22 protein-coding genes and 1 tRNA gene are annotated in these 22,259 nt (G+C 38.6%); 3 read left to right on the top strand and 20 right to left on the bottom strand.

Going from position 1 to position 22,259, the window contains the following annotated elements:
- Positions 1 to 88: 88 nt before the first annotated feature.
- The 11 genes from ACYH0O_RS11130 to ACYH0O_RS11080 form a co-directional block, all read right to left on the bottom strand.
- Positions 89 to 646: a VanZ family protein gene (locus ACYH0O_RS11130; protein ID WP_482632262.1), complete on the bottom strand. Its 558-nt coding sequence runs from the start codon at positions 644 to 646 to the stop codon at positions 89 to 91.
- A 78-nt stretch (positions 647 to 724) separates the two neighbouring features.
- On the bottom strand, positions 725 to 1,198 hold the full coding sequence (locus ACYH0O_RS11125) for an NUDIX domain-containing protein (RefSeq protein WP_482632261.1): 474 nt from the start codon (positions 1,196 to 1,198) through the stop codon (positions 725 to 727).
- A 7-nt stretch (positions 1,199 to 1,205) separates the two neighbouring features.
- Positions 1,206 to 3,092, bottom strand: a complete 1,887-nt coding sequence (selB, locus tag ACYH0O_RS11120) for a selenocysteine-specific translation elongation factor (protein ID WP_482632260.1) — start codon at positions 3,090 to 3,092, stop codon at positions 1,206 to 1,208.
- 402 nt (positions 3,093 to 3,494) lie between these two features.
- Positions 3,495 to 4,091, bottom strand: a complete 597-nt coding sequence (locus ACYH0O_RS11115) for an SCO family protein (protein WP_482632259.1) — start codon at positions 4,089 to 4,091, stop codon at positions 3,495 to 3,497.
- Positions 4,092 to 4,172: 81 nt separating this feature from the next.
- Positions 4,173 to 5,003, bottom strand: coding sequence for a type II pantothenate kinase (coaW, locus tag ACYH0O_RS11110; protein WP_482632258.1), 831 nt, complete (start codon positions 5,001 to 5,003; stop codon positions 4,173 to 4,175).
- Positions 5,000 to 5,296: a hypothetical protein gene (locus ACYH0O_RS11105; RefSeq protein ID WP_149155638.1), complete on the bottom strand. Its 297-nt coding sequence runs from the start codon at positions 5,294 to 5,296 to the stop codon at positions 5,000 to 5,002. The genes coaW and ACYH0O_RS11105 overlap by 4 nt, the downstream gene beginning before the upstream one ends.
- A 113-nt stretch (positions 5,297 to 5,409) precedes the next feature.
- Positions 5,410 to 5,733 carry a Ger(x)C family spore germination C-terminal domain-containing protein gene (locus tag ACYH0O_RS11100; RefSeq protein WP_482632257.1) on the bottom strand — a complete coding sequence of 108 codons (324 nt, stop codon included), beginning with the start codon at positions 5,731 to 5,733 and terminating at the stop codon, positions 5,410 to 5,412.
- 145 nt (positions 5,734 to 5,878) lie between these two features.
- Positions 5,879 to 9,013: an AAA family ATPase gene (locus tag ACYH0O_RS11095; RefSeq protein WP_482632256.1), complete on the bottom strand. Its 3,135-nt coding sequence runs from the start codon at positions 9,011 to 9,013 to the stop codon at positions 5,879 to 5,881.
- Positions 9,010 to 10,155, bottom strand: a complete 1,146-nt coding sequence (locus tag ACYH0O_RS11090) for an exonuclease SbcCD subunit D (protein WP_149155635.1) — start codon at positions 10,153 to 10,155, stop codon at positions 9,010 to 9,012. Before ACYH0O_RS11090 ends, ACYH0O_RS11095 begins: the two co-directional genes overlap by 4 nt.
- Before the next feature lie 455 nt (positions 10,156 to 10,610).
- Positions 10,611 to 10,748: a YvrJ family protein gene (locus ACYH0O_RS11085; RefSeq protein ID WP_482632255.1), complete on the bottom strand. Its 138-nt coding sequence runs from the start codon at positions 10,746 to 10,748 to the stop codon at positions 10,611 to 10,613.
- Positions 10,749 to 10,855: 107 nt separating this feature from the next.
- Positions 10,856 to 11,383: a hypothetical protein gene (locus tag ACYH0O_RS11080; RefSeq protein ID WP_482632254.1), complete on the bottom strand. Its 528-nt coding sequence runs from the start codon at positions 11,381 to 11,383 to the stop codon at positions 10,856 to 10,858.
- 303 nt (positions 11,384 to 11,686) lie between these two features.
- Between ACYH0O_RS11080 and ACYH0O_RS11075 the strand changes: the two genes are divergently transcribed.
- Positions 11,687 to 11,783, top strand: a tRNA-Sec gene (locus tag ACYH0O_RS11075).
- A gap of 51 nt (positions 11,784 to 11,834) precedes the next feature.
- On the opposite strand, the gene ACYH0O_RS11070 is transcribed toward ACYH0O_RS11075, so the two are convergent.
- Entirely contained in the window at positions 11,835 to 13,160 is a 1,326-nt protein-coding gene (locus ACYH0O_RS11070; RefSeq protein ID WP_482632253.1) for an ATP-binding protein, read from the bottom strand.
- Between the two features lie 199 nt (positions 13,161 to 13,359).
- Between ACYH0O_RS11070 and ACYH0O_RS11065 the strand changes: the two genes are divergently transcribed.
- Positions 13,360 to 13,785 carry a DUF2621 domain-containing protein gene (locus ACYH0O_RS11065; RefSeq protein ID WP_149155632.1) on the top strand — a complete coding sequence of 142 codons (426 nt, stop codon included), beginning with the start codon at positions 13,360 to 13,362 and terminating at the stop codon, positions 13,783 to 13,785.
- A gap of 144 nt (positions 13,786 to 13,929) precedes the next feature.
- Here ACYH0O_RS11065 and ACYH0O_RS11060 read toward each other — a convergent pair whose 3' ends face one another.
- The 4 genes from ACYH0O_RS11060 to ACYH0O_RS11045 form a co-directional block, all read right to left on the bottom strand.
- Entirely contained in the window at positions 13,930 to 14,409 is a 480-nt protein-coding gene (locus tag ACYH0O_RS11060) for a site-2 protease family protein (RefSeq protein ID WP_482632252.1), read from the bottom strand.
- A 168-nt stretch (positions 14,410 to 14,577) separates the two neighbouring features.
- Positions 14,578 to 15,057 (bottom strand): CcdC family protein, encoded by a 480-nt coding sequence (locus tag ACYH0O_RS11055; protein ID WP_482632251.1) that lies wholly within the window; start codon positions 15,055 to 15,057, stop codon positions 14,578 to 14,580.
- A 122-nt stretch (positions 15,058 to 15,179) separates the two neighbouring features.
- Complete coding sequence (locus tag ACYH0O_RS11050; RefSeq protein ID WP_482632250.1) at positions 15,180 to 15,539, bottom strand: response regulator; 360 nt, start codon at positions 15,537 to 15,539, stop codon at positions 15,180 to 15,182.
- Positions 15,540 to 15,662: 123 nt separating this feature from the next.
- Positions 15,663 to 16,370, bottom strand: a complete 708-nt coding sequence (locus ACYH0O_RS11045) for a cytochrome c biogenesis protein CcdA (protein ID WP_426892155.1) — start codon at positions 16,368 to 16,370, stop codon at positions 15,663 to 15,665.
- 266 nt (positions 16,371 to 16,636) lie between these two features.
- On the opposite strand from ACYH0O_RS11045, the gene ACYH0O_RS11040 reads away from it, so the two are divergent.
- Positions 16,637 to 16,813 (top strand): aspartyl-phosphate phosphatase Spo0E family protein, encoded by a 177-nt coding sequence (locus ACYH0O_RS11040; RefSeq protein WP_149155627.1) that lies wholly within the window; start codon positions 16,637 to 16,639, stop codon positions 16,811 to 16,813.
- A 90-nt stretch (positions 16,814 to 16,903) separates the two neighbouring features.
- Here ACYH0O_RS11040 and ACYH0O_RS11035 read toward each other — a convergent pair whose 3' ends face one another.
- From ACYH0O_RS11035 to ACYH0O_RS11020, 4 genes are all read right to left on the bottom strand, one after another.
- Positions 16,904 to 18,709, bottom strand: coding sequence for an ABC transporter ATP-binding protein (locus tag ACYH0O_RS11035; RefSeq protein ID WP_482632249.1), 1,806 nt, complete (start codon positions 18,707 to 18,709; stop codon positions 16,904 to 16,906).
- Positions 18,710 to 18,712: 3 nt separating this feature from the next.
- The gene (locus ACYH0O_RS11030) at positions 18,713 to 20,461 is read right to left on the bottom strand and encodes an ABC transporter transmembrane domain-containing protein (protein WP_482632248.1); all 1,749 of its coding nucleotides are present in this window, start codon (positions 20,459 to 20,461) and stop codon (positions 18,713 to 18,715) included.
- Positions 20,462 to 20,654: 193 nt separating this feature from the next.
- Positions 20,655 to 21,776 (bottom strand): CamS family sex pheromone protein, encoded by a 1,122-nt coding sequence (locus tag ACYH0O_RS11025; RefSeq protein ID WP_149155624.1) that lies wholly within the window; start codon positions 21,774 to 21,776, stop codon positions 20,655 to 20,657.
- Between the two features lie 188 nt (positions 21,777 to 21,964).
- Positions 21,965 to 22,186: a YneF family protein gene (locus tag ACYH0O_RS11020; RefSeq protein WP_044337285.1), complete on the bottom strand. Its 222-nt coding sequence runs from the start codon at positions 22,184 to 22,186 to the stop codon at positions 21,965 to 21,967.
- Positions 22,187 to 22,259: the final 73 nt, after the last annotated feature.

The raw sequence follows: 22,259 nt of genomic DNA, 5'->3' as shown, positions 1-22,259 counted from the left end.
TCCCCCAAAATATATCTAAGTTCCAGGCATCTTTTGTGCCTTTATAGTATTTACCGAAAAAAAGAGCATTAACATAACGTTAATACTCTCAGTTTATCTTCTTATTGATTCTCAATAGATTATAGATTAAGCGTGCGAACACAAAAAGGAGGCCACCAATAAATGAACCAAATGTATTCATTATCCAATCATCAATATCGGTTGCTCTTCCTAATGGAAGATAGTATTGAGCAAACTCAATTCCAAAGGAGAAAAGTGCTCCGATAAATGTAACCATCAGAATAATCTGCTTCGACCGCCTCATCCACCAAGCAACAAAAAAGGTTAATGGAATGAACAATAATATATTGGCCATTAAGTTTCGAATGGGCACATCTAAATGATTCCGGTAAATTAAATTCAACTTCAAATTAGAAAATGGATCAAAATTCACGGATCCCTCTGAAACATTTCCACCCGTCAAAGGGGTCAAGGTGATTAAACAGATCGCTCCAATCGTTATACACGTAAACAGAACAGGCAGTAAATTCATCCATCTGCCCTTACCCTTTCTTTTCTTCCAAAAGGAGACCGCAAAGATAAGGGAAATCGTCACAACCATAATAATTGGAAGAACCCATCCAAATGCGCTCCATAATTCTTTCATGATTCCTTTTCCTACTTTCCTCTAAGCTACAACGATGATTGAGTTTATTTACGATGATATATGTTTGAAAGAGAAGCATTATGACAATTGGCGAATCGTCACCTCAGCAGTCTCTTTATCGATTCCATTCCAGGAGGTGTGGATTTCAAAAGTCCCTGTCTCGAAAAACAAAGGGAAATTTCGTTTAAAAAAATGCTGCATCGGTAAATCTAAGGCTTCTGACTTTGAGACCCAAACCAATTCACCTTCAGGAGGGTTTTCGAGGAGCTCACCTGTGGTTTCATAGGCAAGGTAATTATACACGATATATCGAAATCCCTTTTCTGGTACAACGTATTCATCTAACCCTTTATACCTTAATTTTTCTACCTGTAAACCTGTCTCTTCTCTTACCTCTCGGATTGCACCTGCTGCAGGACTTTCGGGGAAGTCAATTTTACCTCCCGGTGCAATGTAACCAGGATATTCTTTCTTCGCCGGCCTATTTAATAACAGCACTTTGTCCCCACGCTGTATCATTACTAACGAATACATCACTGTTTCTACCTTCATTCATTCTTCATCCCTTTATACTATTTCCAATCCATTTACGAATCCCCTGGGTCCTTAAAGTCAGACCATCCTTATCCAGCTTTTCTAAAAAGGGGATCAAGTATTTTCTGGATAATCCAAGAGCGGCTTTGGCATCTGCTATATCGAATATATCGCCGGTTTTTTCTTTTAATTCTTCAACAGCTTTCATAAAAACTTGATAAGAATAGGATTTTTTATCATCCAATGGCACGATTTTCTTTTCCTGGATAAAAAAGTGATAAAAAGCAGACTGCCATTTTAGAGGGATACCTACTTGATGAAAATACTCTTCCTTGTCTTTTACTTGTGTACCATCAGCCTCTAATAAGGTAATGAGCTGATTGCATCGTTTCTCCCATTCAGGTGGTAAATGAGGAATGAATTCCTCTAAGCAAAGAAAACCACTGTTTCGCTTCCAATATTTTTGCTCAATCGCATAGTCCACTAAAGCTCCTGTGTACCTTTTTAAAGATTGCTTCAACTCACCAATATTGATCCCTTGTAATAAAGGAAACTCCTCATGGAATCCTCGAAGAATCTGGTCGATCGAATTCACGCATTCATCCACTATTTTCATATGCGTAACCTTTGATTGTGAAAATACAATCCATTCATCATCAACCTGCAGCATATCATGCAGGTCTTTATGAGTTATGGATGCTTCTCTAACGATGAAATCTTCATCCACACATTTGTATTGTTCAACCAGCCTTAGAACTCTTTCCTGAGGTGTACCGTGCCGTTCAGACTGAAGAATGGCCATCGTTTCCTTTCCGAACTTGTATTTCCCACCATTCGGCTGAATAATCCAGCCTCCCCCGATAGTTTCAATTGGAGAGGGTCTTCTTAATATAAAACGATCTCCTCTTTTGGCAACAATCGATTCATTAAGCCGGATTTGACATAGAATAGGGTCGGTTTCCGAAACGACTTTATTTCGATCGAAAAAAACGAGCTTCCCCATCACTTCGGAAGTTCCTACATGAACCACAACTGGCATTCTTTGTTTTATAGGATGGTTTACTGTATGTAATACTTCGAGACACACGTCAATCGTGTTGGTCACGGTAAAATGTGTGGATGTGACGAGTACATTTCCTCTTCTCAATTCTTTGTAATCCACTCCAGAAAGATTTATCGCTGCACGCTGACCAGCATAAGCACTACTCTCTTTCCTATGATGGGCTTGAATTTGTTTCGCTTTCGTATGTATTCCTTGAGGTAATATGGTTATTCCCTCTCCAGTTTCCAAGGTTCCTTCAAAAACAGTCCCTCTTACGACTGTTCCCTGACCCTTTACAGTAAAAACTTGATCAATCGGCAGACGAAAATCGCCTCTGATACTTCTTGAAGTCATGCTCTTTAATACATTAACAACTTTCTGTTTTAGCTCTTGGACACCCTCTCCCGATATACTATCTGCCATCAAGACATGGGCACCTTCAAATACTGTTCCCTTCAACTCATCTATCACTTCTTCAAGAGCCATATCCCTTAGTTCTTCCTCAACTTTCGATATTTTCGTCAGCACAACAATGCCTTGAGTGATTCCTAGTAACGCCAGTATATCAAGGTGTTCCTTCGTTTGCGGCATCACACCTTCGTCTGCGGCTACCACTAACACAACGAGATCGATGCCGGCCACACCTGCGATCATCTGGCGAATAAACCGCTCATGACCAGGCACATCTACTACAGAAATTTCCATATCTTCATCTTGATATAATGGGGCAAACCCGGGTTCAATCGAGATGTTGCGCTCCTTTTCCTCCTTTAATCGATCAGTATCGACAGAAGTCAGTGCCTTTGTGAGAGTGGTTTTTCCATGATCAATATGTCCGGCCATTCCAATCGTATAATATTGTTTCCCCATCCTCTCACCTTCTTTCTATCGTTTCTTTTTGAACCGGAAAAATAGGACGCCGGCCATTATGGCAAAACAAATGGTGAATAAGATTCCCTTCCATACATCTCCATCTGAAAAAGATTTCAATACCCACATAAATATAAATAGCGTTATGGCTATATCAAACATCATCATACCTTTTGAGTTTCGAATGTTACTTCACCTGCTGCCCTTTAATTTAGTTGCGTTTCTTTTACTTTATCACAATCCTGCTTCACCATTCCAATAGGTCTAAACTTTGAAATACAAAATACACAACATAACGGCTCTTATTCTATCATTATAGTCCTTAAAACCCTGATTTTGGAATGGGAATTCAATAGAAAAAAGAGAATCACCATTCATGCTGTGATTCTCCTTCGAAAAAGTCTATTCAGATCCCTCATCAATCAATGTTTTCATATCTCCGACAATTTCATCGTATGGGACGTCACTATTGCCACTATACGTTTTGACAACTGTACCTTTTTGATTCACCAAGTAGAAGCTGGTACCATGAATCATCTGATCGGAATTAGGATCGTCGGCTACAATCGAGCGGAAGGAATGTTCCGCAAGGTCCTTTACCTCGTCAAATTCATAGCCTGTAAGTAGTTCCCATTTACTTGTATCTGCTTCAAAGTTTGAAATATATTCTTTTAATGCGTCCGGTGTATCATTGTCAGGATCTACGCTAAAGGAAACGATTTTGTAATCCTCTACCCCTTCTTCTTTCAGCTTTTCTTGAAGCTTCGTTAAATTAAATGTCATTGGTGGACAAACTGTTTCACAATTCGTGAATATGAAATCTGCGATCCAGACTTGTCCTTTCAAATCATTCAAACCGACTTCTTGATTATTTTGATTCGTATAAGAAAACTCTTTCACTTCATAATCTGTTTCTGCTTGAAAGTTACTATTACTGCAACCTGCAAGGAGAATACCGATGATGGTCATCACCACAATGAATGGTTTAGTTTTTGACATCTTTATCTCCTCCGACTTTATCTATATCTCCATTCTATGTTAGTAAAAAGGGGATTAAAAAACAATCAGCAGAGGCAATATTCATTGTCTATTTTGTGAATGCTCTGCTTCCCATCCAACATTAAAGGCTCCCAGACTTCCAGCGTATGCACCTTTCTCTGGAAAAATAGGGGTGTAGGATAACATATCTTGAAATTGTGAAAGGTCCTCTTTTAAAGCAGGATTTGATTTCAACGTACTTCCAATAAACACGAAATGCTTTAACTTATGGGCTTGAGACGCTTGAGATGCTTGAGATGCAAGTAGAATAATGGTTTCTGCTATCATATTCGATAGAGCCCGCAGTTTGTCTGTTTTCTTAGAAGAAGAATCCCCTTTAGCAAAATTAGCAGCTGTCAAATGTTCAGGCACTGGAGAATTCATTGCCTCATAAATGTCTCTCACTGATAAATCAACTAGTTCTCGTTTACCTTCTTTTGATAATCGTACCAGCTCGTGATAGTCAGATTCTCCAGTTAGTAAACCTCCCAATCCCATAAAGGTTCCTCCCCCTAATCCACTACCAAGTAATCTTTCACATCCGTTTTCATCAACCTTAAAAAAAGACGTCCCTGTTCCTATATTTATGAGGATGAACTGTTTCAGGTCTCTTTTTTCCTCTTTAAGGAGAAGTTTAGCTCCACTGCATACCGCTTCGAATTCTCCAACAATACGTGCTTGTGGAAAGGTTTCTCCCCACTTCTCTGCTTTTCCTCCCGTTATATAAAGCTTATGATTTTGGGCCAGGATTGTAAGCCACTGCAGCACACTCTCTTGCTGCTCACTAGAGAAGGTTTTAAAATGAAGCTCGCCATTTTCCTCATACACGATCTTGGTTAACGTTCCACCAGCATCGACCCCGATCACACTCATTCTTCCCGTTCCTGCATTTTTTTCTTTGAAAATAAATAGTGCAGGGTAAAACCATGAACGACCATTATCGTAAGGAAAGCAAGAAAATAATAGAAAACACCTATGACACCATCTGAAGTATCCTCTGTAATGAGCCACCATACCGATGCAAAAAGAAGAAATAAAAATTGAAGAGCGACTCCCTCCAAGAATGGTTTTTTATAGGTATTGAAATCCAACAGTCTCTTCCAGCTCCATCCAATTGCAACTACGGCAGATACTAACAATAATAATATGTAAATACTTATTTTCATCAATGATGCCTCCATTCAAATTATTACTATTTCCATGGTATTCAATTGATCTGGAAAATGAAAGAGAAAATGGGAAAAACACCAATTTATTTTGGTGTTTTTCCGACTTAATCTTATTCCAAGCTTTTGTGATCGTAACGATATGCGTTGAAATGAGTGATATCCACCCTTACTTTCACTTTGTCTAATGAATTGCCTGTTAAATAGAATGAAGGCTGTTCTTCAAGCTTCCTAAACTTTAGTGGATGGTACCTATACCATTTTTCACCTACATTCAGTAAATCCACTTGTTTGTCCAGCCCAATGTTATAAACTTTTTCAATTTCATTTTCCAAAGACTTTTCCAGTGTACTTTTCACTTCTTTATATGGAGCCTCCTGTAATTTTTCAATTAACTCTGCTTTCACACTGACTTCAAGTGAAAATGGGAAAATCACCTTTTTCTTTCTTATATTTTATTTTAGGTTACTTCGTCAAAAGTTTAAATGTAGTCCAGGATTTTTTATCAAAACTTATATTTGGGATGAATGCTGTGCCCATCGGTTCATAGTATTCCCTTAAGAAATGCATTAAACTATAAGCCTAAGCAAGAAATTGAAATTCAGTCATGCTTCCGCTTTGAGAGGATATGACCTCTAATCTGGCGTCGATTCTCTCTTTTAACTCTGGAACGTGTGAAATCAACCCTACTAGTCGGCCACTGCTTTGAATATCCATCAGTGCTTCAATTGCATGGTCCAGAGATTCCGGGTCCAGTGTTCCAAATCCTTCATCAATAAACATTGTTTCAAGTGAGACGCCACCTGCATACTGCTGCACGACATCTGCAAGTCCGAGGGCCAATGCTAACGATGCCTTGAAGCTCTCCCCTCCGGATAACGTTTTAACGTGTCGTTCCTGACCTGTGTACTGATCAAATATGAGAAGCTCTAAACCACTCTGGACGTTTCCTTTGCTTCTATCCGTTTTTCTAATCAGCTGATATCGCCCGGACGTCATTTTGATTAATCGTTCATTTGCCACTTGAAGAATATCTTCGAGGAATGATGCAAGCACATATCTTTCAAATGTTATGCGATTTGCATTTTGCCCCCGGGCCACTTCTGCCAGATGCCCGACCATTTGATATCTGGATTCTAAATGCTTTATTCCTTCATTAATGGATGTCACCCTTGAAAGAATAAGCTTATTCTCTTTCGTATTTGTCATGATTTTATTAAGTTTATCATTTACAATCTTAAGTTCCTCGGTAACACGAGATATGTTTTCTTCAATGCTTTTAACATCAGGCTTATGTTTATCCTGTAAATGCATTTCGATGTCATGTAGACGATCGGAAACGGAACGCAGGTCTTCACCATACGCCTTCACTTTTTCTTGAAGACCCAGGATTTCTGCTTCAGACTTTTTAGCTTCCTGGAATGCTTTATAGTTTGAAAAACCTTGTTCTGTAAGAAGCGTAAGAAATGCTTCACGTTCTGTTTTCAACTCTGCATTAACTTTTTCAATATGGGTTTCATTGTCACTCACTTGTGACTCTTTTACGCTATACATGTTCTCAAGCTCATAGTATTGCTTCTGGGCACGCTCGTATGCAGTCTTCAATTCTTCTCTTTTTTTCTTCTGCTCTTTTAACACTTTGTTATATTGAACTTTTGATCGGAGCTCATAAGGAATATCTTCCTTCACTTTTTGAAGGGTAGTATCCTTCGTAAGGAACAGAGTGTTCAGCTCCTGTAGCTTGTCTAGGTTTTTCAATCTTGAGCCGTCCAGTTCTTCTAGCTTTTCCCTTCCTTTTCTTACTTCTTCCCTCATTACCTTTGCTTGTTCGACTTCACTTTTCTTTTCAACCATTGTACTTTTCAAGGCTTCAATCTCTGATTTCACTTGAGATAGAGTATCATCTATTTCGTTCCGATTAAAGTCGCTTTTCTTTTCACGAATTTTTCGAACGAAATCGTCTATCTGTTCCTGAATACCCTGCATTTTTGTTTCCTCTTGAGCGATCACAAGGCTCATCCTTTTCTCTTCCTGGTTGAGTTCCTCCTGCTTTTCCTTCGCCACTTTCAAATCTTCCTGTGAGGGTAACGAATCAACACTGGCGGCTGGGTGAGGATGATGCTCTGAGCCACAAACGGGGCAAGGAGCGTGGTCAACCAGCCCTTTTGCTAGGTGTGCAGCTTGAGCAGAGTGCCACTTTTCTTCCAAATGAGCCAGAGTTTCTGACGCATCCAATCTTTGTCTCTGAAGGTGACGATACTGTTCTTTTATTTTTTGCTCTTGAATATAGACAATTTGAAATTTTTGATCCAACTTCTCTATTTCATTTACCTGTTCTAAAAAGGATTGATTCTCTTGCAAAGATTTTTCTAATTTAAATAAATCTGCTTGACCATTTTCGCCTTCTTCAAGTCGTTTCTCCCTGGATTTTATACCTTCTTGTAAAAATGAAATCTGCTCTGTCTGTTTTTGGACGATGTCTTGCTGTTGCTCATATCTTTCTCTCATTTCTTTGGTATCTTTCATCAACATATCCAGAGAATCTATATCTTTTTCCATTTCTTCAAGTTGAGTGATTTTCTTTGAAATGTCGTCTCTGAGATTTTCGTTATTTTTTTCTTTCTTGAATGTTTCTTTAGCTACTATAAGCTTATCTGAAATTTCATTCTTTTCTTCTATAAGTTGAGCTAATTGACCCTTCAGTTCCTTCAAGTTTCGATTAAGTTTATGGCAATACTCATCTTGTGGAACTAAACGGGAGGCTCGCTGGGCTAATAAAATGCCCCTATCGATTGATTCGATTTCAGGCTTTAATTTTAAAAGGGATTCTTTCTCAGCTCTTAGTTTTTCTTGAAGTTCGTACTGATTGACCAATCCTTCTGCCTCTTGAAGCTGCTTTTTGAGGGCATCTCTTTTTTCCTGCACACTTTCATAGTTAAGCTGCACTTCTTTCTCCCTTATTTCCATGCTTTCTACGTGAGCAGGGAGAAGTTGAAGAATATGGTGGTCTCTCAATGGATTTTCTAATAATAGTGAATGAAGCTCTTCATTTTCTTCAAAATGAATTCTAAGTAATTCCCTTATTCGTTCTTCCATAGAGGATTCTACCGACTTTTTTAAATCGTCTGCCTCAGATTTCAGTTTTTCCTGGATGGTCTTATAAAGCTCTGTATGGAAAAGACGTTGCAGGATAAGCTCCTTATCTTTACTGTCTGAAGTTAAGAGCTTTCGAAACTCTCCTTGAGGAATCATAAGAATCTGCCTGAATTGATTGGCATCCAGTTGAATTAACCCTTTGATTTTCTCATCCACGTCTCTGACGTTAGCCGCTAGTAGCTGTTCTTTCCCATCTTTATCATATACGTATAATTCAGACCGGGCATTGATGGTTGTGTAGCCTTCTCCTCTTGCTTTCTTTTTGTCCTGCTGAGGAGAGCGCCAAATACGATACAATCTGCCTCTTAAACTGAATGTAAGCTCTACCTCCGTAATAACATCATTACTTGCAAATTGACTTCTCAGTTCAGTCGGACTGCGATCTTCACCGCTTGCTTTACCGTAAATGGCATAGGAAATTCCATCAAAGATAGTCGTCTTCCCTGACCCTGTCTTCCCTGATATCACGAACATTGTGCGGTTCCCCAACGAACGAAAATCAATCGTTTCTCTGCCTGCATAGGGTCCAAAGGCTTGCATCACTAATTGAAGAGGCTTCATACTTGATCGACCTCCTTTCTGGCTTTATCAATAACGTTCTTAAGGATTTCTTCCTTTTCATTGGTAAATTCACCTGTGGTCATATCTCCGTAGAATTCTTTAAACATATCCAGTTCCGACCTTTTCTTATCCTCCAATACTTTGAAAGTATTTTTCTTTTTGGCATCAGTGAGATCCATTTTCCTCTCCAGATGTAAGACGTTCGGATAGACTTGTCGCAATTGATTTATGGGATCGATTAACGTACCTTCATCATGTAACGTGATCTTTAGATAGTCATCGACTTTCTGGGATTGATAGAATGCAGGGTCCAGAAGCTCTTCCATCAGTCCCTGGAGTTCTCTCATATCTTGCTTCGGCTTTAGCACTTCTTCCCGCAAACGGAAGGATCCATCCCCATCCATCTCTACGATGCTCACTGACTTTCGCTGACTCGCTTCAGAAAATGAGTATTTTAATAGAGACCCTGAATATCGAATTGTTTCATGCTTTATAGCATCTGGACTATGAAGATGACCCAGTGCTGAATAATGGAAGGACTTAAACACATCTGCACCGACACAGCCAGATCCCCCAACAGAAAGGGTTCGCTCTGAATCTGTGGTTTTCCCTCCCAGCACAAACGCATGACCTACAAAAACATGCGGCTCATCTGGTTTCATTTTCTCTTCGATTCTCTTCACAATGGCCTCCATCGCAGCATGATGGGAGTTAATAGAATCGTCTTCTAGTATTTGTCTGACATTACCAGGTTCAGCATAAGGAACGCAGTGGAAATGAACCCCTTTAATTGTGATTGGAGTAAAGTCATTTGTCAGTTTTCCTTTTAAGTGAAATTGACTGTGCTTGTACCATGATGAACCGAATGATAGTCGTTCCGCACTATCATGATTTCCAGAAACAGCTACAATCGGTGTCTTTAATTCTACGTTAATTCGGTATAAAACTTCGTCCAACAACTCTACAGCTTCTGTAGGAGGAACGGATCGGTCATAAAGATCACCTGCAATGACAACTGCATCAGGTTCTTCCTTTTTCACAAGTTCAATAAACTCCTCTAATATGTATCGCTGTTCTTCTGTCATATATATGCCATGAACCAATTTACCTAAATGCCAATCGGCGGTGTGAATGAATTTCATCACTGTTTTCTCCTCTCCGGTCAATGAGTATCTCCATAAATTATATCAAACTAAGAAGTTATACGTGAAAGGAAATGTCTTTCCAAGGAACATTCGTTCTCACTTCACCCTATACCTTAATGGATTTCCCAAAACAAGAAAGTGGCTGGGACAAAACTAAAAAACCACGATAAAAAGACAGACAATAGAAGTGTAGGGTCTTTATACCGCTAATGATTTCCGTGCAAGACTACGCTTTCCGCGGGTAGCCCGTGAGCCTCCTCGGCAAGCCTGCGGGGTCTCACATAAGCTACTCTCCCGCAGGAGTCTTCGTCTTGCACTCCAATCAACCCCTGGAAACAGCTAAAATCAAATGATTCGAAAATAAATAATAGACCCGAACAAATCTGCACACTAAGAGGCAGGTTTGTTCGGGTTTGACTTAGGATAAAAAACTTTTGTCCCAGCCTCTTCTATTATTCTTTTAACTGCTGTGGCAGTGTTTGGATCGATGTAATCACGGCATCCAGCCTCGTCTCAATACGATACAGGAGATACATTGTGACAACTATCGGAAACCCCACCTCAGACACAAAAGCGATAATGGTCTCCATCCTTTTCCCTCCTCTCGACTTTAATATAGGAAATTTATAAGAAAAAGGTTACGTATTGTTTATCGAAAAAAAGCGAATCCAGAAGGTTCTGGATTCGCTTTTTTTGATTACCCGTTTAAATCACTGATTAAGCTTGAGCTTACTAACCCAGCTTCATCAAGAATTTCTTTGATTTGGATTTCTGCTTCGTTTAATTTTTCATTGGCTGCCGTTAAATCTGTTTCGCCCTCTTTAGAGAGTGCTTCAGCTTTCATATTATATGATTCTGTCAAGGTCGATTGGAATGATTCCACCGCTTCTTTATGATCACCAAGACTTCCAGGAATCTCCATGCCTTCTATTGCTTTAGCAGAATCAGTTGCAGATGCTGCAGCAGCCTCTTTCATTTTTTCCAACTCTTCTCCTGCAGGAGGCTCTTCTCCTGCAATCGCTTCTTCATATCCATTAAGATCAATATCAACACCATTGACGGTTGTTGTTAAATTTAAATAATAATCCATTAAATCTCCAGCAACATTTGCGTTTTCTTCCGTTGCATTTGTTGTTTCCTCTTTTTTAGCTTCATCAGAACCTGAATCAGAGCATCCAACTAGTGCTAAAGATAGACCCAGACCTAAAAACCATACTTTTTTCATACTTGTTTTCCCCTCTCTGTCTCATTCAACATGTTCAAGTATAGAAGGTAAGCAATTCCTATAGGAAATCGCTTACTTCAATTTATGATAAGCCGGCAAAAAGTATCTTATCACGGAGAGAATCGACTGGTAAAGAAGAATTTTCTAATTTCTCCAAAGTTTAAATCTTATAAATATTTCAAATATATAGCTTGTTTACTATCTGATTACCACACTTTACACACAGGCCAATGGTACCTATAGACTCTAAAAACATTTGAACAAGTTTTTCTTCCATGGTATAACATATATATACTTATTTTCGGGGCTGGTTGTAGAGCTGGTGCATGCCTAGGTCTTCAAAACCTCTTGGGAGGCGCGTGCCGTCTCCGCTGGGTTCGATTCCCAGGCAGTCCCGCCATATCTTCACACACGAAAGAGCCCTTATGTTCGTTCCATAAGGGCTCTTATTTTATTGGTTTTGTAAGGTTTCCCTCCTTTTTCTCTCTGAAGCTTGAACAGCTTCAAACATGATATGGAAGGTAGTTCCTTCTCCCTGCTCGCTTTGCACCCTGATGTCCGCTCCATGATCACGAAGAATTCTCAAACATATGGTGAGGCCTAAGCCCGTTCCCTTCGTCTTCGTTGTGAAGAATGGCTCCCCGAGTTTATCCAGCGTTTCATTTTTCATGCCTACTCCCTCATCTTTGAAGGTTAATTGAACCTTGTTATAAGAGGTCAAGTCTGCACTTATCGTAATCGTTCCTCCATGAGGCATCGCTTCTATGGCGTTTTTAAGTAAGTTAATAAATACTTGCTTTAGCTGATTTTCATCTCCACGAATATGGAGCTCCCTTTCATGAAAATCGGTTTGGATTTCAATATTATATAAAATGGCATTCGTATTTAATAATTTCGCAACATGATCAAGGGTCTCAATAATATTGATTCGTCTATATGTAACGGATTGCGGCTTTGCGAGAATCAATAATTCGCTCAGCACAAGTTCAATCCTCTTAATTTCAGAAAAGACAATTCCTAAGTATTCCTTCGTCTTCTCATCGGCATCATCTCTTAATAACTGTAAGAAACCGTTGATCGACGTAAGGGGATTACGTACCTCATGTGCAATTCCGGCTGCTAATTGCCCGGCGACAGATAGTTTTTGAGATTCTATGGCTAACGTTTCATTCATTTCAATCAATTCTTCTTCATTATGTACTCTTTCGGTAATGTCTGAGATGGTTCCTACCGTTCCTAGAAGTTCACCGTTTTCATTGTAGTTTAACTTAACATTCACTTCACCCCAACGAAACTGACCATCCCTCTTCTGATAAGAGAAGTCCATTTTCATTTTCTCCTTTTTCATGCTTATACTTTGTCTTATCATTCGAAGGATTTCATGACGTTCATGTAGGGATATAAAATGAAGTGCATTCTTATGTAAACTTTCTTTAACCGTATATCCCGTGAAGTCTTCCCAGGATTGATTCAGAAATTGAAACTCTCCTTTGGAATTGGTATGAAAGACAACTTCATCGATGCTCTGAAGCACATGCTGCATTTCTTCATTTAGAAGCTTCACTCTCTCCTCACTCTTTCGCAGGGCAGCCAAAGTTTTATAGCTTGTGTCATAATTTTTCCCCATATAGTAGCTAATGAAGAGAATTAATAGAGTGAACACCAAATCCACTTTCAAATCCACTGGATAATGCAGAACAAAGTAATAAATAAAATCCCATGTCAAGACTAGTAAAAGTCCAATGAGCACTGATACTATTCTCCCTCTATATATCATCCTGTGAGCCCCCTATCCATCCAGCACGAGAATCGAAATAGAAAGAATTTTCGCGATATTTGTTATTTAATAGTATATCATTTCTAATTAAGAACAGTATAGACTTCTTTTGTAAAAACAGCGATATTCTTGTCACAAGCTTTTCCCTTGTCTATAATGAATACGATACATACGCTTTTTGAAAAATTGAGGTGAAAGCATGCTTGAAGGTTGGTTCTTATATTTCATACTGTTTTGGGTCGTATTTTTAGTGGCTTCATTTGCTATTGGTGGATTCTTTATGTTCAGGAAATTCTTAAAGAGATTTCCTAAAGAGGATGGAAAATCCGATTTGGACTGGGAAGAGCATTATGTGAATGAAACCATCCATTTATGGGGTGATGAGGAAAAGAAAATGCTCAATGAGTTGGTCACACCCGTACCCGAATTATTTAGAGACGTAGCGAAGCAAAAAATTGCAGGTAAAATTGGAGAATTGGCTTTAAAAGACAGAGCCTCTTCCATTACTCAGGAATTAGTCATAAGAGGGTATATCCTGGCGACTCCGAAACGGGATCATAAGTTTCTTCGAAAAAAACTAAACGAAATGCAAATAGATGTAACCCCTTACGAACATTTATTCTAGGTGACAGGAAGGAAAAAGGATGGGATCGATACTTATTATTCCGATTGTGCTATATTTAATTTTTATCATAGGTGCGGCATTTCTATTTTACAAATGGAAGAAAGCAAAAAAAGGTAAACGATAGTCGTTTACCTTTTTATATGATTAATCAATGGGATCTTCTGCCTTTCCGTATCTAATGACGTCAAGTATTGCTTGTCCATCACTTGGTTTCCCCTCTCCATTCCGAAACGGAAACAATGAAAAGAATATAAAATAAACGGAGAAATACACAAATTGATAGAAAAAGATGTGAACAGGAATGACCCCTTCAAATATCAGGAAGTTAATGGCTAAAATTGCAAACAGGTTAAATAAACTTCCAGACATATAAATAAGCACATGAACCCACACCTTGTTATACTTCAATTCTGTATATTGACACCAACCTTCCATAAAATACATTCTCTTCACTTCCAATGGACCAATGCTCATTAAATGCTTTCCGGTTCCAATGCAAAATTTTATCTTTGCACCAAATATGCGAGCGACGAAGATATGACCTGCTTCGTGGACGATGGTGACCAATGGCAATGTTAAAAAGAATGCAAGGAAGAACGTCCAAATATCTGCCAGCGTAAACAATACTTATCCCACCAATATCTCTTGTGATTTTCTTCATCTCTCTCTTTGCCCTAAATGATTCAACCCTAAGCATATTGGTTTGCTTTGTAAAGAAATCGTAATCTTATGTGAAGAAATTTACAAAAAAAGCAGCGTGATAGGAATCACCCTGCTTTTTTTCCTTAGGAATTAAATTGAATTCGTTGTTACGTCTTGTTGCTCCTGGTGCAGCTTTCTATATTGAAGATACATGGTGATTCTCCATGGAACAATCATACCAAAGGCAAGAATCCAAAACATTCCACTAAGTTCACCATAATCAATCGATGCACTAAGAATGGACTTGGCGAGAATTCGTATTAATAGGAGTCCTATCAAAATAAACGCGAACGCTTTAGACCGTTTTAAATAAATATCATTATCACGAATTTCGAATTTGGAAGTCTTAATCAACAATATAGAAAAGATCATTCCTACGGTAATCGATTCTAGAAATTGTCCAAAAGTGACTCGAAAAACAGGAAATAAGAACATTAACGCCCCTGTACTCATAAACAAAGGAGGTAAGATAATCTTCTTGCTGCTAACAGGCTTTTTCTGAGCCTTCATTCTAATAAATATCACCATAAAACCCATGCAAATCGCAACAATGGATGAAGCAATCATCATAAACCATCATCAACCTTTTATTTTCTACTTTCATACCTTTCCCTATTATAGCCCAAATGAGAGAAAAACGAAAACACAAAAAAGAGAGATTAAATAGTGCCTTAACCTCTCTTTCGATTTTATCATCCTAATACTCTTTTGATGGCTTCCTCTACCCGTACTTCGTCAAAGGGTTTCACAATAAAGTCCTTTGCTCCCGCTTCAATGGCTTCCACCACTACCTTTTGCTGTCCCATAGCTGAACACATGATTACTTTAGCTTTGGGGAACTCGGATAAAATTCTCCTAACCGCTTCTATTCCATCCAGCTCAGGCATCGTGATATCCATTGTCACAAGGTCGGGCTGAAGCTCACGAAACTGTTCTACGGCTATAATTCCATTCTCTGCTTCTCCTATGACTTCGTGACCGCCAGAGGAAAGCATGCTTCCAAGTGTCATTCTCATAAATTTCGCATCATCCACTACAAGTATCGTTGCCACAGATGTTTCCTCCTCGTATACGCTACCCGGTGTCTATTGTTGAATATTATTTCCTGTTTCATCCATTTTAACTATACCATAAAACGTAATGAACTGTATATTCAATTCTATTGCATTGTTGGTTTAAAACCCAGTGAACCCTCCAAATACAGAAGTAAGGTAAGCTAGAATGACAGTCATCCAATCAAAGAACAGCATGATCCCTACTACAATCATCACATACCCTCCTACCTTTACAATCTTCCCACTGTTTTTTCTGATCCATTGCATTCTTCCGATAAAGAATGACAGAATGAAAAACGGAATTGCAAATCCTAATACGTAAGCTGTCATATACATAACGCCCGAACCTGGATTAGAGGCGGCAAGGGCCAGAACGGAAGCAAGAATCGGTCCGGTACATGGTGTCCAACCGGCCGCGAATGCCATTCCGATTAATACGGAGCCAAAAAAGCCTGCCGGTCTATTCTTGAATTCAATGCGACGGTCCTTCATCAATGTTTCAGGGGTAAATACTCCGACGACTACCAATCCAAATACGACAATGAAGATAGCCCCAAGCTGACGAATGAGATCTTTATAATCCAAAAAGAAGTTTCCGATAAGGGAAGTGCCGAAACCGATTGCGATAAAGATTGCCGAGAAACCGACTAAGAAAAATAACGTATGTAATAAACTTCTTCTTTGAAGCATCGCATTATCCGTTTTGAGCTCATTAACACTCATTCCTGTTATATAAGAAAGAAAAGCGGGATATAATGGAAGGCAGCATGGAGAGATGAAGCTTAGGAAACCAGCTCCAAATGCTAAGAAAATATTAATATCAGACATTTTTACAACTCCTACATTTCAGTATATATCTCTATTCTATCAAACAAAACCGGTTTCTATGAGGAATGTTTGTGTGAAAGATTTGTGACCATTATATTACATTCACATTTTACTTTTTCAAATGTGTTAAACTCTCTTTTCTTTTTATAAAAACCAATAATTTTGCTTTGAAAAACAGTTCGATTTTCGTTATACTAATAAAAAGTTACAGTTATTACTAGTTTTGTATTCCCTTTGTAAGGACATACAAAAGAAAGGAAACAGCCGTGTCTAAAAAAGAGCTTCTCGAACGAATTGAAAAAAAGCGTGCTCAATTAATTGATATTGTTGCTGAAAATGGACTCACGTCACCTCAAGCTATTCAATTTAGTCAGGAACTTGATCGTCTGTTAAATAGCTACAACTCCCTATACATAAAAAAATGCTCACCTCAAATAAGCTAAAGCATTATTGATTACAATTATACTATTCTAATATAAATATTAACGATCAAAAGGCAGACCCTTCTTCTATATGGTCTGCCTTTTATACGTTTAAGAACCAGATATGGCATCTTCTATGCCATCTGCTAAACCATTTTGTAGAAGATACATTTTATGATAAATGCCTTTTTGAACAAGTAATTCCTGATGACTTCCTCTCTCTACAATTTCTCCTTGATGAAGGACCAGGATCAGGTCAGCATCTTGAATGGTAGAAAGCCTGTGAGCAATGGCAATCGTTGTTCTTCCTTTTCTCATCCTTGATAACGCCTCTTGAATAGCTTCTTCCGTTTCCGTATCGATGTTGGCCGTTGCTTCATCCAGGATAAGGATTTTCGGTCGGGTTGCGATGGTTCGCGCAAAAGCGATTAATTGCCTTTGGCCACTCGAAAACGTTGATCCCCTTTCAACCACTGGATGCCTATATGCATCAGGTAGTTTTTCTATAAAAGTATTGGCTTGAACGAATGTGGCAGCTCCCTCCACTTCTATATCCGTCAACTCTTCGGAATGAAGCTTGATATTATCTCTGATCGTTCCGAAGAAGAGAAATGGATCCTGCAGGACAAGCCCCATTTTCCCACGGAGCTCTTCTACTGGATAAGACTTAATGTTTTGACCGTCTATTAGAATATTCCCACGTTCAAATTCATAGAACCTCATGAGTAAATTGATGATTGAGCTCTTACCACTTCCTGTGTGCCCTACTAGAGCAACTGTTTCTCCCGGGCTTGCAGTAAATGAAATATTCTTAAGTACATCTCTCTGCCCATCGTAAGAGAACGAAACATTGTCAAATGTTATTTCCCCTTCACTGATTGTGCCTTTCGAATGAATATCTACATTCTGTGCAGGAGAGAGTTCATTTTCATCCAGCAGCTTAAAGACACGGGAAGAGGCAATGATAGCCTGTTGAAACATGGATAGTCTCATCATGATTTGATTGACAGGCTCAAAGAATCGGTCCAGATAATTTACAAATGCATATAATACGCCTATCTCAATTGGTTGATTGAATGATGTCACGCCAAAATAACTTAACACAACTATCAAGGCAGCCACATACACCAGATCAATGGCGGGTCTTAATAATAATCCATCCACTTTAATATTTTTCATTCCTGCTAAATAATGTTTTTCATTAATATCGCCGAATTCTTCTCTTAGTCTTCTTTCCTGCCTGAAAACTTGAATGATGGACATTCCCTGAAGAGACTCATTAAGCTTTGCATTAAGCTGACTCAATCTCTCACGCATATCCTGATAGAAGATGGCACTAAATTTGCGGTAAAGATTCATAATCATAAAAATGAGCGGCAAAATAAATAAACAGAAGAAGGCAAGCCGTGTATTGAGTGCAAACATGGCGATAAAGATACCTGTTAATAGGAATGCTCCCTGAATGAAGGATACCAACACACTCACAAACATATCTTTAATTGCTTCCGTATCATTGGTCACCCTGGAAACAATACTTCCTGCCGGGGTTTCATCGAAATACCTCATTCCTAAACCCTGTACCTTCGTAAAAACATCCACACGAAGCTGCTGAATGATTTTCAGGGCTATTTCCTGGAACTTCAATAATTGAAAGTAAGAGATCAATACATTTCCGATTTGTATGAATAAATAGGTCGCTCCCAATCCCACAAGTGGACCGTACGGAAACTCTCTTGGGGTTAAATAATCGTCTATAAAGACCTTGATGATGATTGGTCCAAAAACATCGCCGATCGTGGTCAACAACAATAACGAAAATGCAAATAAAATCGTTTTCTTATGCGGCTTTGTATATTTCATTAGGCGAAAAAAAATGTTTCGATGCTCTTTCGCCGTTAAAGTCGGTATAGTATCCATATCTTATCCCCCAAACTCCACTATTTCTTCTAACTGTTGACGCAGATACATTTCCCGATACCATCCTTTTTTCTTCATTAGTTCACTATGAGTGCCTCTCTCCATAACCTTTCCTTCTTCAAGAACGATGATTAAGTCTGCATGTTGAATGGCACTTAATCGATGAGAAGTGATCATGGTCGTTTTTCCGGCTCTATTTTCCTTTAATGATGTCAAAATGGATTCCTCTGTCTTTGCATCAACAGCAGACAACGAGTCGTCAAGAATGAGTACCTCTGGATTCATTAACAGGGCTCTCGCAATCGAGATCCTTTGCTTTTGTCCACCAGACAAGGAAACGCCTCTTTCACCGACCACAGTACCGTATCCGTCACTGAAATGAATAATATCATCATGGATATGTGCAAGTGCAGCCGCCTCTTCCACTTTTTCTTTCGGGGTAAGTGGAAGAGTGAAAGCTATATTCTCAAGAATCGTGGCTGAAAAAAGAAAATGATCTTGAGGCACATATCCTATACTTTCACGTAAACGGGTTAATTTATATTCCTGGATCTTCTCCCCGCCGAAAGTTATTTCTCCGTTATACCCTTCAAATTCCCTTAGTAATAATCTTAGTAGGGTTGTTTTACCTGCTCCCGTTTTCCCTACGATTCCTAACGTTTGACCTTTCCTTAAGGAAAAGTGAATATTCTCTAAAACATGCGCATCTTCATTTGGATAAGAAAAGGACTCAATCTTATATTCTATATTTCCAGAAGGAACTCGATCCAGTGCTCTTTCGTGATCTTTAATGTCTACCCTTTCATTTAACACCAGAGATACACGGTCGTAAGACGCACGTCCTCTTTCTACAATATTGAATAACCAACCGAATGCGAGCATCGGCCAAATGAGAAGTCCCAGGTAGGTAGTAAAAGAGATTAATTCTCCTATTGTCAGTTCTCCACTCACGACAAATCTTGACCCAAATACAATGGATAGAAAGAAAGAAATTCCTACTATTATTGAAATGGTCGGATCGAAAAGGGAATCCACTTTTGCAACAGATATATTCTTTTGCACTACATCTTCGGATTGCTTTCGAAATGATTCGATATCCTCTTTCTCTTGTCCAAACGTCTTAAGAACCTTGATCCCCGTTACACTTTCCTGCGTTTTATCATTTAAGGATGAGAATGCTTCTTGTGCTTTATGAAAGCGTTTATGTAAAAGAGTACCATAAAAACTCGTCAGCATAGCCATGAACGGCATTGGGATCAAAGCAATAAGGGTAAGCTTCCAACTGATTGTAAAAGCCATGGCCAGAATTACGAATCCTCCTGTAGATATGGAATCTACAAATGTTAATACTCCAACTCCTGCGGTTTGTTGAATTGCTTGAAGATCATTTGTGGCATGCGCCATCAAATCACCGACTCTTCTCTTTTGATAAAAGGAGGGCGACATTTTGGTAAAATGATGATACAAACGATTCCGGAGCAAGCGGGAAAGTTTGGTCGCCGAACCAAAAATCATGATCCTCCATACAAACCGAAGTCCATACATTGATAGAGCCGTGGTGATGAGTATGAAAATCCACTTCAACATGTCTTCACGGGTCAATGAGTCCGCTTTAATACTGTCCACAATAATCCCTACAATCTTTGGTGGAATCAATTGAAGAAATGCAACAAATAAAAGCAGGATGGTTCCTGTGATATATGACTTTTTTTCTTGTAGAAAAAACCACTTTAAATCTAAAAAGACCTTCATTCTGTCTCCCCCGTATCTATAATAAATCGACTCTTTATTTTACCAAATTTCAAAAAAATGAGAAATCTTTTTTTGAAATAAGCTATATAAACACAACAATCTTTGCTAATAGAGCTTTACGACAAGAGCCTTAATAAGCCTAATATACAAAAAGAACACCTCTTAATGTCTTAAGAGATGTTCTTATAGTTTACTAATGGATTTGAACAAATGGTTCTTGGTCCACTTCTTTTACAATGGTTGCTTTCAAACCCTTTGGTGTCTTCACATATAGGTAAACCGGCGTGTGAGGGAAGTAATCAACGATCTCGGGGCCAATCGCCTGAGAAAAGCCAATTAGTTCTGTTTCTTTCACCATACCTGTATGTACATCAATCACGAGTTTATTCAAGGTGTCCTTTTGGTATAAGGCTTTTCCGACAAATTCAATATCCTGGTGTGAAAAATATTTCGAAACATAATCTTCTAAATCACGTATCCGATTATGTAAATCTCGATCTTTCTCTTCCCCTTCATCACTAGGGAAGTAATAATATTTATCCGTAACATCATTCCATTTTTTTACAGTCTTATCATTTTCGTCAACATAACTGGAAGTAATATAGTTGCCGGACACTACGCTATTCAATGGTTGAAGTTTGTATAGGGATATCAGTATAGGTACATCTTTTAGTTCCTTATTGGATTTCACCCTACTGACAACGGTGTTAGCTATCTTTTTTCCGTATTCTTCTAACTGTTGGTCATCGATCTTTACCTCATCAAAATGCATGAGTTTATTTTCATCTTCTACACGAATATAATCTACGGTATTCATAGAAAGACCGAGGGAAATCCCTTTTATTTTCCCTTCTGAGTCAACGTAGTTCTGTTCATGGATATAAGCGAGATACATGGGATTCTTTTTTTCAAGCTCCATTCGTTCTTCCCAGCCCATATCATCCGTAATCTCCAGAGTAGGATTAAGCCCTAATTTATTTGATTTAGACTTTCTTCCCAACCATGAATTTAGATCTTTAAGATATTGACCTTCCTGGTACACAAAATCCTCTGGTGAAAAATGCTCGGTGGATAAAGACATGAGGCCTGTTTCGATTTCATCCATATCACTGCGGTTGTTAATCATCATCGTTATGAGACCACGATTGATTGACTTCTTCTCTTTGTTCACTTTATAATTTAAATATTCGCGCGCTTCTCCAGCTGCACTATTTTGAATTTCAAGCGTTTCTTCATCCATCACTTCTTGAGGCTTATTGCTGCAACCGGCAACAATAATCATGAGAGACAGTGAAGCAATCATCCATTTTTTCATATAACTCCCTCCGGACTATATTCTATCACAAATTCAATTTTAATCTGAATGATAATCAGTAAGTTTTTATGAATTGACTAAAATAATCATTTTAGCCTAAATTACGAAAGAACGGGTTATAAGCGCATTATCGTAAGTAGTATAGTCACAAATAGAAAAAGCACTCATCACCTGAGTGCTTCTATCTATTACTTCATGTTCTTATTCATTGCATTCATCATTTGATTGATTTTCTTTTGGGAAGGTTTTTGACCCATTTGCATCATCATCATGCGTAACATTTGCTCGTTAATTGGTGGATTTTTCTTAAGATAGCTCATCATATATTTACGAGCAATGAAAAATCCTAGTGCAACTCCAGCAAGTAATGCTAGAACTCCAACTAGAATAAGTAACCCAGTCGTTGACATACTCTTACTTCCTCCTTCATGTTGTCCTTATAAAAGTGTACTAAACCATGAAACATTATACAATATTTCTGTC

The organism is Rossellomorea sp. H136, from assembly GCF_056838065.1.
This window is presented reverse-complemented; position numbering and strand designations above follow the sequence as displayed.

Coding starts and splice junctions, on each gene's coding strand:
- ACYH0O_RS11130 (WP_482632262.1), bottom strand. CDS start 646: ATGAAAGAATTATGGAGCGCATTTGGATGGGTTCTTCCAATTATTATG.
- ACYH0O_RS11125 (WP_482632261.1), bottom strand. CDS start 1,198: ATGAAGGTAGAAACAGTGATGTATTCGTTAGTAATGATACAGCGTGGG.
- selB (WP_482632260.1), bottom strand. CDS start 3,092: ATGGGGAAACAATATTATACGATTGGAATGGCCGGACATATTGATCAT.
- ACYH0O_RS11115 (WP_482632259.1), bottom strand. CDS start 4,091: ATGTCAAAAACTAAACCATTCATTGTGGTGATGACCATCATCGGTATT.
- coaW (WP_482632258.1), bottom strand. CDS start 5,003: ATGAGTGTGATCGGGGTCGATGCTGGTGGAACGTTAACCAAGATCGTG.
- ACYH0O_RS11105 (WP_149155638.1), bottom strand. CDS start 5,296: ATGAAAATAAGTATTTACATATTATTATTGTTAGTATCTGCCGTAGTT.
- ACYH0O_RS11095 (WP_482632256.1), bottom strand. CDS start 9,013: ATGAAGCCTCTTCAATTAGTGATGCAAGCCTTTGGACCCTATGCAGGC.
- ACYH0O_RS11090 (WP_149155635.1), bottom strand. CDS start 10,155: ATGAAATTCATTCACACCGCCGATTGGCATTTAGGTAAATTGGTTCAT.
- ACYH0O_RS11085 (WP_482632255.1), bottom strand. CDS start 10,748: ATGGAGACCATTATCGCTTTTGTGTCTGAGGTGGGGTTTCCGATAGTT.
- ACYH0O_RS11080 (WP_482632254.1), bottom strand. CDS start 11,383: ATGAAAAAAGTATGGTTTTTAGGTCTGGGTCTATCTTTAGCACTAGTT.
- ACYH0O_RS11070 (WP_482632253.1), bottom strand. CDS start 13,160: ATGATATATAGAGGGAGAATAGTATCAGTGCTCATTGGACTTTTACTA.
- ACYH0O_RS11065 (WP_149155632.1), top strand. CDS start 13,360: ATGCTTGAAGGTTGGTTCTTATATTTCATACTGTTTTGGGTCGTATTT.
- ACYH0O_RS11055 (WP_482632251.1), bottom strand. CDS start 15,057: ATGATGATTGCTTCATCCATTGTTGCGATTTGCATGGGTTTTATGGTG.
- ACYH0O_RS11045 (WP_426892155.1), bottom strand. CDS start 16,370: ATGTCTGATATTAATATTTTCTTAGCATTTGGAGCTGGTTTCCTAAGC.
- ACYH0O_RS11035 (WP_482632249.1), bottom strand. CDS start 18,709: ATGGATACTATACCGACTTTAACGGCGAAAGAGCATCGAAACATTTTT.
- ACYH0O_RS11030 (WP_482632248.1), bottom strand. CDS start 20,461: ATGAAGGTCTTTTTAGATTTAAAGTGGTTTTTTCTACAAGAAAAAAAG.
- ACYH0O_RS11025 (WP_149155624.1), bottom strand. CDS start 21,776: ATGAAAAAATGGATGATTGCTTCACTGTCTCTCATGATTATTGTTGCC.
- ACYH0O_RS11020 (WP_044337285.1), bottom strand. CDS start 22,186: ATGTCAACGACTGGGTTACTTATTCTAGTTGGAGTTCTAGCATTACTT.